Source organism: Solicola gregarius (assembly GCF_025790165.1).
In the GTDB taxonomy this organism is placed as follows: domain Bacteria; phylum Actinomycetota; class Actinomycetes; order Propionibacteriales; family Nocardioidaceae; genus Solicola; species Solicola gregarius.
In genome coordinates, this window is record NZ_CP094970.1 from 4,533,924 (window position 1) to 4,545,759 (window position 11,836).

An 11,836-nucleotide genomic window follows, 5' to 3' on the forward strand; every position below is an offset into this window, starting at 1 on the left:
AACAGTTAACGAACGAGCGTCTTCGCTGGTCACGCACCGACTTCCCGTCGTACCGCATTAGTTGCCATGGCCGCTTACTGTAAAGAATGCTTACAGTATGCCATGACCACCTCACCACGACGCCTACTGGCGGCCATTCTCGCCCTCCTGTTGCTGTGTGCAGCAGGCGGACTCGCGGCGGGCGCAGCGGCGGCACCACGAGCAGACCGAACAGACCGCGCGGCGGCCGAACTGCCGAAGCACTTCCTGACCGGCTACTGGCACAACTTCGTCAACCAGGCCGGAGCCGTACGCCTCGGCGACGTACCCGATGAGTACGACGTGGTCGCGGTGGCATTCGGCGAGGCGACCACTACGCCGGGCGAGGTCACCTTCGGTGTCGACCCGGATCTGTCGAGCGCACTCGGCGGATACACCGACGAGGATCTGAAGTCCGACGTGGACGCGCTTCAACAGCGCGGCAAGCGCGTGATCCTCTCAGTCGGCGGCGAGCTCGGCCAGGTGCAGGTCGGAGACGAGGCGGCCGCGAACACCTTCGCCGACAGCGTCTACGCCGCGATGCAGGAGTACGGCTTCGACGGCGTCGACATCGACCTCGAGAACGGTCTGCAGCCCGAGTTCATGGCGCAAGCCCTGCGAAGCCTGCATGAGAAGGCCGGGCAGGACCTGATCATCACCCTCGCACCGCAGACGGTCGACATGCAGTCGACACAGGGCTCGTACTTCCAGCTGGCGTTGAAGATCCAGGACATCCTGACGGTCGTCAACATGCAGTACTACAACTCCGGAAGCATGCTCGGCTGCGACGGGAAGGTGTACGCGCAGGGCTCTGTCGACTTCCTGACCTCGCTCGCCTGCATCCAGCTCGAGAACGGCCTGCGGCCGGACCAGGTCGCGCTCGGCCTACCCGCCGGGGCCGGAGCCGCGGGCGGCGGTGTCGTCGAGCCGTCCGTGGTCACGAACGCACTCGACTGCCTCGCCACCGGTGCGAACTGCGGCGCCTTCACGCCGCCGCGTACGTATCCCAATATCCGCGGGGCCATGACGTGGTCGATCAACTGGGACATCGCGAACGGCGGGAACTTCGCCGGCACCGTTGGCCCGCATCTCGACACTCTTCCCTGACCGTCCCACCAACAGGTTCGGAGGACCTCATGCAGAACTCGAACAGATCCGGCCGACTGACCGCCACGACCGTCGCGATGGTGTTCCTGCTCCTGGCGAGCGCGCTCACCGGGTCGGCGTCGGCCGACTCCGATAAGGCTGGGCGCGCGTACGAGCAGGCGGCAGCGACGGACAAGGTGATGGGCTACTTCACCGAGTGGGGCGTGTACGACCGCGACTTCCACGTGAAGAACCTCGAGACGAGCGGGTCGGCAGACAAGCTGACGCACATCAACTACGCGTTCGGCAACGTCACGAACGGCAAGTGCGCGATCGGCGACAGCTATGCCGACTACGACCGGGCGTACACCGCCGAGGAGAGCGTGGACGGCGAGGCGGACACCTGGGACCAGGGTGCGCTTCGCGGCAACTTCAACCAGTTACGCAAGCTCAAGGAGCTGCACCCGGATCTCAAAATCATCTGGTCGTTCGGTGGTTGGAGCTGGTCGGGTGGATTCACCCAGGCCGCGGCCGATCCACAAGCGTTCGCCGAGTCCTGTTACCAGCTCGTGCACGATCCGCGCTGGGACGGTGTCTTCGACGGAATCGACATCGACTGGGAGTATCCGAACGCCTGTGGACTCAGCTGCGACGAGAGCGGTCCGGACGCGTTCAAGAACCTGATGTCGGCGGTACGTGACCGCTTCGGCGACGAGTTGGTCACGGCGGCAATCACCGCGGACGCCTCCGACGGCGGCAAGATCGAAGCCGCCGACTACGCGGGAGCCGCGCAGTATGTCGACTGGTACAACGTGATGACGTACGACTTCTTCGGGGCGTTCGACAGCGACGGGCCGACCGCGCCGCACTCGCCGCTGACGTCGTACGACGGCATCCCCACCGAGGGGTTCGACACCGATGCCGCGATCTCGAAGCTCACCGATCTCGGTGTCCCGACGGAGAAGCTGCTGCTGGGCATCGGCTTCTACGGCCGAGGCTGGACCGGCGTGACCCAGGACGAGCCCGGCGGCTCCGCAACCGGCCCTGCACCGGGCACGTACGAGGCCGGCATCGAGGACTACAAGGTGCTCAAGACGACGTGCCCGGCGACCGGCGAGGTAGCCGGCACCGCGTACGCCCATTGCGGCACCGACTGGTGGAGCTACGACACTCCCCAGACCATCGCCGGAAAGATGGCGTACGCCAAGGAGCACGGCCTCGGCGGTGCGTTCTTCTGGGAGGCCAGCGGCGACACCGCCGACGGCGAACTCATCACGTCAATCGCGAAGGGACTGTCCTGACATGCTGACCCGAAGAACCCTGCTCCGCTCCGTACCGGCTGCCGCAGCGGCGACCGCGTTCGCCGGCTCGCAATGGCAGGCCGCCGCCGGCACACCCGTGCGGCGAGCGAGCCAGGCGGGCCTGGCACTGCGCTTCGTGAACAACACCGGCGCGTACGACAACGGCTCGATCCACTTCTACATCGTGGGCACCGACCTCGGCACCGGGCAGCAGGTCCGGATCACGCCCGAAGGAGCGATGCAGCCGGTGTCGCTGTCCGACAACGGTCCCGACGGGTACGCCGACTACTCGATCCCCTTCGCCGGCGGAGACACCGCGTCGACACTGCCGGGTGACATGTCCGGACGGATCTACTTCTCGCTCGGCGACAAGCTGAAGTTCAAGGTCAACGAGGGCAACGCACTCGCCTACCCTGCCGGCTGGGTGAGCACCGACCCGAACTACAACGTGCTGCACGACTGCGTCGAGTTCACGTACAAGGGCGGACGGATCTACTGCAACACCACGATGGTCGACATGTTCAGCGTGCCGTTGTCGATCGCGCTCACCGGTGAGCAGTCGCCGACGACGGGGACGCTGGTCGACGGTGGCCGCGCGAACATCTTCGCCGCTCTCCGCGACCACCCCGACTTCGGCCGGCTCGTGATCGATGACCGGCGCGTCATCGCACCGGGTCACGGCCTCGAGGCGGGTCTCTTCTCGCCGAGCTACTTCGACGCGTACGTCGGCGACGTGTGGGGTGCGTACCAGTCGAAGCCGCTGACGGTGCATGCCAACAACTTGGTCTTCACGGGCCAGGTCAATGGCGACCAGTTCGTCTTCGACGGTGGTGTCGCTCCGTTCGCTCGCCCGTCGACACGGGACGTGCTGTTCTGCGACGGCGCGCTCGCGGCACCCAACGACGGCATCACCGGCCCGGTCGCCGCGGTGCTCGGAGCCGCGCTGAACCGGACGACGCTGCTCGACAGCGCGGATCAGCCGACGACCGACCCCGCCGGCTTCTATCAGGCAGCGACGACACACCTCTACTCCAAGGTGATGCACGAGAACACCGTGGACGGTAAGGCGTACGGCTTCCCCTTCGACGACGTCGGCGGCTTCGCGTCGTACGTCGAGGACAACGCGACGGAGATGGCCGTGACGCTGACACCGTTCTAGATGCGGGCCCAGGCTCCCACCAGTACGGGCGGCTTGAAGATCGCACAGCCGTCCGCGAGACTCGTCGCGCAGCGCTCCTCGAGCGTGTCGATGTCGATCTCCTCTGGCTCCGCAACGCCGGTACGCACGATCACCGGCAGGAGCGTACGCACGGTCGCTGCGGCGAGCCGGGCGCCCGCTGGGTCGTCCGGCGCGAAGTACGACTGCAGGCCGACGACGGTCGGATCCGTGAGTCCGGCAGCGCGCATGATCGGCTCCAGTCGCGCCCCAAGGCTTGCGTCCAGGTTCGACCGGCCGAACGCCTCCGTGATCCAGCCGACGACGCGCTCGCTCAGCGGAACGGAGGGGATCGAGCCCGCAGCTCGCATCTCGTACTCCATCGCGACGATCAGTCCGCCCTTTCGGACCAACGCCGCGTAGCGGCGCAGAACCTCTGCCGGGTGCGGCGTGTACAGCAGGACGAGCCGCCCGACAACGGCGTCGAAGCGATCGGCGATCTCGACCGTGTGCAGGTCGTCGCGCAGGAACGTGACGTTCGAGATGTCGCGGGTCTCGAGCCGCCGCGCTGCCCAGCGCAGTGCCGATGCGGACTGGTCGACGCCGAGCACCGAGCCCGACGACCCCACCATGTCGGCAACCTCGAACGCGACATCGCCGGCGCCCGTTCCCAGGTCCAGGACCCGCATGCCCCGTTCGATTCCGGCCTGTTCGAGCACCATGCGAGTCGCCGGAGCGAGCATGCTTGCCTGGTGCTCGAAGTCGGCGCAACTCCTCGTCCTCGTGTCCGAGTAGATACGTCTGCGTGGTTGTCATGGTGTGCTCCGCGTGGTGTGGAGATACGTGTGGAGGCTGTCAGTCTGAGCCGCTCACGGCAGTTCTCCATGGAGAAGATCTGCAGGCACCATGGAGATCTGGTCCGCGTCGTTCGACCGGAAACGGGACGGTCGGTGCCGGTTTGATGGGAGAATGCGGCCAGTGATGACTCCCGGGCGGTGGCCCCATGTTCCGGTTCGCAGACTGCGAGATGGACGTGCCGCGGTTCGAGTTGCGCCGTGCCGGCAAGGTCGTGCACGTGGAGCCGCAGGTGTTAACCGTGCTCGCCTGCCTCATCGAGCACCGAGACCGGGTGGTGCCGAAGACTGAGCTGCTGGACGAGGTCTGGGGAGACCGGTACGTCTCCGACTCGACGTTGACGAGCCGCATCCGGGCCGCCCGGAATGCGATCGGGGACGACGGCCACAGCCAACGGATCGTCGTCACCGTGCACGGAGTCGGCTACCGGTTCGCGGCCGAGGTCGACGACACCGACCATGAGGCCTCCGTCGTCGCGGACGACCCGCGGCAGCGACCGGCGCAGCAGATTCGGTACTGCTCCTCCCCCGACGGCCACCGTGTCGCGTACGCGATCTCCGGTACGGGGCCGCCGCTGGTCAAGGCAGCGAACTGGCTCACTCACCTCGACCTGGAGTGGGAGAGCCCGATCTGGTCGCACTGGCTCGACGCGTTCTCCAGGAGCCACCAGCTGGTCCGCTACGACGAGCGCGGATGCGGTCTTTCCGACTGGGAGGTCCCCGAGTTCGGCCTCGATGACTGGGTGGACGATCTCGAAGCGGTCGTTGACGCCGTGGGGCTGGATCGGTTCCCCCTCCTCGGCATCTCGCAGGGAGGAGCCGTCGCCGTCGCGTACGCGGTGCGCCACCCCCAGCGGGTCAGTCGTCTGGTGCTGTTCGGCGCGTACAGTCGCGGACGCCTCGTGCGGGCGCGCACCGACGAGGAACGCGAAGAGGCAGCGCTCGACCTGCAGCTCGGCAGGATCGGCTGGCGCCACGATGACCCGACGTTCCGGCAGGTCTTCGCCGGTCAGTTTCTGCCCGACGCGAACCGCGCGACCTGGGACGCGTTCAACGACCTGCAGCGCGCGACGACATCGACCGAGAACGTCGTCAGGTTCCTCGAGGTGTTCGCCCGGATCGACGTGTCCGATCTGGCGTCGCAGATCGGGTGCCCGACCCTTGTCCTCCACTCCCGCAACGACCTGCGGGTGCCAACGTCACAGGCCCGCGAGCTGGCGGCGCTCATCCCGGACAGCCGGCTCAGGTTCCTCGACAGTCGTAACCACATCCTGATGGCGGACGAGGCGGCATGGCCCGCGTTCCGAGCGGAGGTGGAGCGATTTCTCAAGCCGGCAGCGTTGTCGAAGTGAACGCAGGCTTACCGGCCTGTAAGGAGGTACTCACTTCGACCTCACACCAGGTTCATGGCCGCGGGCAACGGTGCTGTCATGAGGATTCGTTGGGGACTGGTCGTCGTGGGTCTGTTGCTTCCGCTGTTCACCGCTGCACCTCCGACGGGCGCCGCTGAGGCGAAGCCCTCGGGCAAGCAGACGTTGATGCTCGCCAACGCGAACGTCCGCGAGGGTGCTCGGTCCCGCCCGCGGGCCGACCTCCAGGTGGCCCGCGACCGTGACGCGTTCGTCCGCCGCCTGATGGCGCGTGCGTCACACGTACCCGGCGTGGTCCTCCTGCAGGAGACGTATGGCAGTGCCCGCGAATACGTACGCGCGCTGAACCGCGACCCGCGCGCGAAACGCGCGGGTGCGAAGTATCGGCTAGCGGTGCGGCCAGACCTTCGCTCAGGTCAGCGCCGGTGCGGACCGACGAAGCGTGCTCCGCACCAACGGGTCCAGACCTCGACCATCATCGTCAACCGAGCAAAGGTGCAGCGCGTGGTACGACGCGGCACCGTCGCGGGCTGGGGCCGGTGGGAGCGGCCGGACGATCGAACGCAGACGGTCGACAACTGTGCGTACCAGCCCTGGGTCCTGCTGCGCATGCGCAGCGGAGGTTTGGTCCGGATCGCGGGCGCGCACCTTGCACCGTTGAACGTGCCGCTCAAGACGCGTGCCCTGCGTCGGTTGGCGAACCGACTCGAGGCGCTGCAGCAGAACACGCCGCGCGCACAGCTCGTCATCGCGGGCGATCTGAACATGACACGACAGCCTCGTAGCGCAGGTGTGCGCGAGCAGGTGGGCGGGAAGGTCCGCGCGGCGCACCGGCTGCTCGAACGTCGTGGCTTGCGTGACGCGAATCGGGTGGCACACCCCCGAGGACGAAACGGAGTGATCGGATACGTCCGCCGGGTCGACTTCATCTACACCACCACCGGCGTCGCCGATGCGTCCTTCGATCGGTGCTATCGCGGTTACCGCGGTGGAAGCGCGTGCCCTCCGTCGGCACGGGTCTTCAAGGCCCACACCCAGTTCGCTCCCTGCCAGTGGCAGGCCGACTCCGGCAACCGGCGCGCCGGGTGCTCGAAGCGCAAGTACCGCCGCTACTACTCGGACCACTCGATGCTCACGGCCCGACTTCGCTGGTGACGTGCCCGGCGTTCGCTACTTGTACGCGATCGCTGCGCTTGCCGGACCGGTGAGGGGCAGAACCTCGACCTCGCGGAAGCCTGCCTCGCGGCACCACCCGGCGAAATCGGCGCCGGTGAAGTCGAACGCGTCGCCGAACTCGATCAGCATGTTGAGTGACATCATCAGGCCGAATGCGTTCTCGCGTCGGGCGTCATCGATCACGTTCTCGATCACGATGTAGGCACCGCCGTCCGGGAGCGCCTCGTACGCCGTCCGGATCAGCTGCCGTTTCCGCTCGAGGTTCCAGTCGTGGAGGATCATGCCCATCGTGATCACGTCGGCCTGCGGTAGCGGGTCGGCGAAGAAGTCGCCGGAAGCGACACCGATGCGGTCGTTCAGGCCGGCTGCCTTGACCGCCCGCTCGGCAATCGGCGCGACGACCGGCAGGTCGAAGGTCGTCAGACGCAGGTGTGGGTGGTGGCTCGCGAGTACGGCACACAGCTGCCCGGTTGCGCCGCCTGCGTCGCAGACGGTCTGATAGCGGGAGAAGTCGAACTTCTCGGCGAGCGCGTGGAAGTTGCCGAGCGAGATGCCCGTCATCGCCTCCATGAACTGCTCGAGGCGCGCGGGGTCGGCGTAGAGCTCCTCGAACAGCGGCGTGCCGGTGTGCTTCACCTCGTTCTGCGGGTCTCCCGTCTTCAGCGCCGCTGTCAGGTCACCCCAGAAGCCGTAGAGCCGTGCATTGGACATCTCGAGGATGCCGCCTGTGTACGTGGGGCTTCGCTTGTCGAGGAAGGCGGCGGTCTCGGCCGTGTTGCGGTAGCGGCCGTCGCTTCCTTCCCCGTCGCGTTCGAGGAACTCGAGCGCGACGAGCGCGTCGAGGAAGTCGTGAATCCCGCGCGGATGAAGGCCGAGCGCGGTGCGGATCGCCTCGGCGGTCATCGACTCGTCGCCGAGCTCTGTGAACAGCTCGAGCTCGACCGCCGAGAGCAGCGTCTTCGACGGCCAGAACCCCATCCCCACCTGCATGACGCGGGATGGGTCGAGTTGCGTCTGGGCCATTTGTTTCTCCATTTCTCCGTTACTCGTCAGCGAGGACGACGGCCAACGGCTCGCCTCTTAGCAGCAGCCGCCACTGACCGCAGCGGCAGGATTGGTAGGTCAGGTGACCGGCGCTGGTCACGTGCCGCGACCGAGTCCGCCAGATGTGCTCGTGGGTGCCCACCGGGCCACGCTAGGAACTCGGCGGGGTGGCTCCCAGAGCCAGATTCGGACCGATCGGGTTGGGCCGGTTGCGGGAACGTCACGACGGATCGGCCTGGCACCCGTCAAGAACCGCGCCTAGTGTGGTGTGGGATGAACGGGCAGCGCCCGGCGCCGCGCGGCGTGGAACTCCACCTCACCCTCGATGAGGGCGGCGGTCTCACGCAGCAGATCTACGACCAGATCCGCCGCGCGATCCTGAACGGACGACTCCCGGGGGACGCGCGAATGTCGTCCAGCCGCGAGCTTGCGCGGTCTCTCGGGGTCGCCCGCAACACCGTCGCCGCAGCATTCGACCATCTCGTCGCCGAGGGCTATCTCCAGGCGCGCCCCGGGGTCGGCACCTTTGTCAGTGCTGAAGCCGACCGCGCTGCCCTGTCCCCGGACCGGACAGCCTCCCCGCTGACGCCGGTGCCGCTGTGGCGGAACGGAGCCTTCGAGGTGCCCGTTCTCAACAGGGACCCACCGGCGTACGACTTCCGTACCGGCATGCCCGACGACGCGCGGTTCCCCTACCCTGCATGGCGCCGACACGTCGACGCCGTCGTCCGCCGATCCAGTCGCGCCGCTGAGTACGCCGACCCCTCGGGCCCGGGCGTACTGCGCGCGGCAATCGCGCGCCATCTGGGCGTCTCGCGTGGGCTGAACATCGTCGCGGACGACCTGGTCGTCACCAACGGCGTGCAGCAGGCCGTCGCGCTCCTCGCGCAGGTCCTGGTCGAGCCCGGCGACGTGGTCGCCGTCGAGGACCCCGGCTACCCACTGGCCCGACGGGCGTTCGAGGCTGCTCGCGCCACCGTCGTGCCCGTGCCTGTGGACGAGCAGGGCATCGTCGTGGACCGGCTGCCTCCGCAGGCGGCCGCCGTCTACGTCACCCCGGCCCACCAGTACCCGCTGGGCGTCCGGATGAGCCTTGCCCGACGTACAGCGCTGCTGGAATGGGCGCGGGAGGCGGACGCCGCGATCATCGAGGACGACTACGACACCGACTTCCGGTACGGCGCACGGCCGATCGACCCGCTGCACGTCCTCGACCACGCCGACCGCGTGGTCTACGTCGGGTCCTTCTCCAAATCGATCCTGCCCACGTTGCGGGTCGGGTACTGCTCGGCCCCGCCGGCCCTCCTCGATGCGCTGCGCCGGGCGCGATTCGTCGCCGATTGGCACGGACCGACCGCTACCCAGCTGGCGTTGGCGAGCTTCATCGACGAGGGTCGCCTCGCAGCCCACATCCGGCGAATGCGACGCGAGTACGAACGCAGGCACGACCGGATCACGACCGTCCTCGACAGCGACTTCCGCCCGCATCTACGGCCGATCCCGACGGCCGCGGGCCTCCACCTCGCCGCGTGGTGCGAGGACGCCAGCCACGACACGATCGCCGGGTGGCAGGCGGCCTGCGAGACGGAAGGGGTCAGGTTCCAGTCCATCGGCGACTTCGCACTGGGAACGGTGGACCCCGGCATCATGCTGGGGTTCGGCCGGATCCCCTTCGACCGCATCGACGACGGCCTTCACCGGCTGCGCGCGGCGATCGGGTCGGGCTGACAGGAGCCGTCGTCGCGACCAGCATCCTGTCACCCCTCCTACGTCGGGCTGACAGGATTTGAACCTGCGACCCCGTGACCCCCAGTCACGTGCGCTACCAAACTGCGCCACAGCCCGATGGCCCGTCGCTCGACGGACCGAGAGAACAGTACCGCAGCGCCGAAGTCGCGCGTACGACGGATCGCCCGTTCCTCAAGCGGCGTAGCGGAAGAGGTCCAGGTCGAGAGGCGTCGTCGTGCCCTCGGTGACGTGGTAGAAGCGTGCCCGCGGGGATCGCCACACCCATACGCCGGGCATGGGTGAGATGACGGTCCAGCCGCCGAAGGTCTTCGCTCGGTGGTGGTGCTTGCACAATCGGTGACCATTGCGCGAATCGGTCGGCCCGCGGGCGTGGTAGTCGACGATGTGGTCGTACTCGCCGCGCCATGCGGAGCTCGTGCAGTGCGGGAACGTGCAGTAGCCCTCGTTCGCCAGGGCCGTCTGCTCCTTGAGCCGTGGCGGCGCGACATAACCCGTGTACGTGAGGTTCTCGGCGAGATCGATGACCGGCTTCACCGTGACCCGCGAATGGCCGACCAGGTCGACCGCCTCAGTGCGTGTGATCGGGCCGTGGCCGTCGAGCGACCAGGTGCCGCTGGCCGCATCGAGATGGACGTACAGCACGGTCGCCGGAAGCCGCGTGGAGCGTTGAGGCACCGTGCCCGGGCCGTCCGTGTCGTCGGAAGTGTCTGCGTCGACGGGAGTGTCCGCATTGTCTGGAGTGTCCGGATCGGTCGCGCACTGGCGGCGCAGGCGCTGGACCTGGTCGAAGAGGTCGGCAACCTGGTCGTGGTCGGCGAGCATGGTCAGCGCGATCGAGCGGCGTACGTCCTTCGGCCGGCGGTCTTCGCCGTCGGCGTCGTCGACCTCGCCCAGCCAGCCGGCGATCTCGTCGACGCGGGCGTACAGGCGCTGCGCGGCGCCACTGGCGAGCGTGCCGGAGATCTCGTCAACCCCGATAGGGCCGCGGCTGATACGCACGGAACGGTTCGCGAGGTTGTACGCAGCCTCGTCGTCGGCCTGCTCGGCGTCGTCCTTGCAGGCGATCTGGTCGATCACCTTGCGGACGCGCGAGCGCGACATCCGGGCCAGAACGGGTGCGCCGTCGCTCGCCGCGCGGGCAAGGCGCTCGTCGACCCGGCCGGCGGTCTCGAGATCGAGCTCGCGGGTGCCGGAGGCGACCCGGCGTACCCTCCACGACTCGACGTCGCCGTTGCGGAGGCAGCCGAAGAGCAGCGGCAGCCGATGGCGCAGGTCGAGCATGTCGGCGACCAGGCTGGCAGCGGACTGGTTCGCCAGACCGAGCGCGGCGGCGACCTCGCACACCGCGAACTCCGGGATGTCGGGTGTGCCGTCGCCGCCGTACGGATGTACGCGCTCCGCACCGGCGAGCCGAAGCACATTGGGATCGGCCGCGCTCTCGTCGAGGAAGTCCAACAGGTAGAGGTACTGCTCGGCCTCCAGGGACGCGAGCGAACGCTTGACACGATCGCACGCTCCAGCGCGTCGTCGTCGGCGAAGCCGGGGAGCGCTAGAACAGCCATGCGAAAAGCGTCTCACGTGCCACTGACAGTGGAGGTGCAGATCGTACCGATCGGAGCCGTCCGGAGTTAACGAATAGGTCACGGTCGCGATCGAGTGTCCGCGCTCCTCCGCAACGGTCGTCCACGGCGCGGACGGAGCCGGTCGTACGCAAGAATGGCCCCATGTCATCGGCCCCTGATCCGAGCTGGCCCGTCGTCGTGCTCGCAGCCATTTCGCTGGTCGACGCGATCATCTGCGTCCGCCCGGTCCCGTTCGTCGCCGAGTGCCTGGAGGCGGTCCGCTTCCCACGGCGCTACTGGGGATTCCTCACGCCGATCAAGCTCGCCGCCGCGGCCGGGCTCGTGCTCGGACTCTGGATCCCTACCTGGCGCTGGTGACCTGCATCGCACTCGTGGTGTACTTCGTCATCGCGATCACCATGCACGTACGCGCGCGCGACTTCACGTCCCGGCTGTTCGTCAACGCGTCCGGGATGCTGGTCCTGTCCCTCGCGGTCGGCTACGTCTGTCTCTGATCGGC

The 11,836-nt window shown here is 67.7% G+C and carries 11 protein-coding genes and 1 tRNA gene; 8 read left to right on the top strand and 4 right to left on the bottom strand.

Going from position 1 to position 11,836, the window contains the following annotated elements; all coding sequences use genetic code 11:
- Positions 1-102 precede the first annotated feature (102 nt).
- Genes L0C25_RS22105 through L0C25_RS22115 form a run of 3 tightly spaced genes read left to right on the top strand, consistent with a single transcriptional unit; the run spans position 103 to position 3,564 of the window.
- Positions 103-1,125 carry a chitinase gene (locus L0C25_RS22105; RefSeq protein WP_271633954.1) on the top strand — a complete coding sequence of 341 codons (1,023 nt, stop codon included), beginning with the start codon at positions 103-105 and terminating at the stop codon, positions 1,123-1,125.
- 29 nt (positions 1,126-1,154) lie between these two features.
- Positions 1,155-2,405 carry a glycoside hydrolase family 18 protein gene (locus L0C25_RS22110; protein ID WP_271633955.1) on the top strand — a complete coding sequence of 417 codons (1,251 nt, stop codon included), beginning with the start codon at positions 1,155-1,157 and terminating at the stop codon, positions 2,403-2,405.
- A 1-nt stretch (position 2,406) separates the two neighbouring features.
- Positions 2,407-3,564, top strand: coding sequence for a beta-1,3-glucanase family protein (locus L0C25_RS22115; RefSeq protein ID WP_271633956.1), 1,158 nt, complete (start codon positions 2,407-2,409; stop codon positions 3,562-3,564).
- On the opposite strand, the gene L0C25_RS22120 is transcribed toward L0C25_RS22115, so the two are convergent.
- A complete protein-coding gene (locus L0C25_RS22120) occupies positions 3,561-4,358 on the bottom strand; it encodes a class I SAM-dependent methyltransferase (RefSeq protein WP_271636877.1) in 798 nt (265 codons plus the stop codon). The genes L0C25_RS22115 and L0C25_RS22120 overlap by 4 nt on opposite strands.
- A gap of 206 nt (positions 4,359-4,564) precedes the next feature.
- Between L0C25_RS22120 and L0C25_RS22125 the strand changes: the two genes are divergently transcribed.
- Entirely contained in the window at positions 4,565-5,767 is a 1,203-nt protein-coding gene (locus L0C25_RS22125) for an alpha/beta fold hydrolase (RefSeq protein ID WP_271633958.1), read from the top strand.
- A gap of 78 nt (positions 5,768-5,845) precedes the next feature.
- Entirely contained in the window at positions 5,846-6,940 is a 1,095-nt protein-coding gene (locus tag L0C25_RS22130; RefSeq protein ID WP_271633959.1) for an exonuclease/endonuclease/phosphatase family protein, read from the top strand.
- Between the two features lie 15 nt (positions 6,941-6,955).
- On the opposite strand, the gene L0C25_RS22135 is transcribed toward L0C25_RS22130, so the two are convergent.
- Complete coding sequence (locus L0C25_RS22135) at positions 6,956-7,984, bottom strand: methyltransferase (RefSeq protein ID WP_271633960.1); 1,029 nt, start codon at positions 7,982-7,984, stop codon at positions 6,956-6,958.
- A 294-nt stretch (positions 7,985-8,278) separates the two neighbouring features.
- On the opposite strand from L0C25_RS22135, the gene pdxR reads away from it, so the two are divergent.
- Complete coding sequence (gene pdxR / locus L0C25_RS22140) at positions 8,279-9,733, top strand: MocR-like pyridoxine biosynthesis transcription factor PdxR (RefSeq protein ID WP_271633961.1); 1,455 nt, start codon at positions 8,279-8,281, stop codon at positions 9,731-9,733.
- Positions 9,734-9,776: 43 nt separating this feature from the next.
- On the opposite strand, the gene L0C25_RS22145 is transcribed toward pdxR, so the two are convergent.
- Positions 9,777-9,850 (bottom strand) — tRNA-Pro (locus tag L0C25_RS22145).
- A 75-nt stretch (positions 9,851-9,925) separates the two neighbouring features.
- On the bottom strand, positions 9,926-11,209 hold the full coding sequence (locus tag L0C25_RS22150) for an HNH endonuclease signature motif containing protein (protein WP_271633962.1): 1,284 nt from the start codon (positions 11,207-11,209) through the stop codon (positions 9,926-9,928).
- 269 nt (positions 11,210-11,478) lie between these two features.
- Here L0C25_RS22150 and L0C25_RS22155 point away from each other — a divergent pair, with 269 nt between their 5' ends.
- Together L0C25_RS22155 and L0C25_RS22160 are read left to right on the top strand one after the other, a co-directional pair.
- Positions 11,479-11,694, top strand: coding sequence for a DoxX family protein (locus tag L0C25_RS22155; RefSeq protein ID WP_271633963.1), 216 nt, complete (start codon positions 11,479-11,481; stop codon positions 11,692-11,694).
- A complete protein-coding gene (locus L0C25_RS22160) occupies positions 11,691-11,831 on the top strand; it encodes a hypothetical protein (RefSeq protein WP_271633965.1) in 141 nt (46 codons plus the stop codon). The genes L0C25_RS22155 and L0C25_RS22160 overlap by 4 nt, the downstream gene beginning before the upstream one ends.
- The last annotated feature ends 5 nt before the right edge of the window (positions 11,832-11,836 follow it).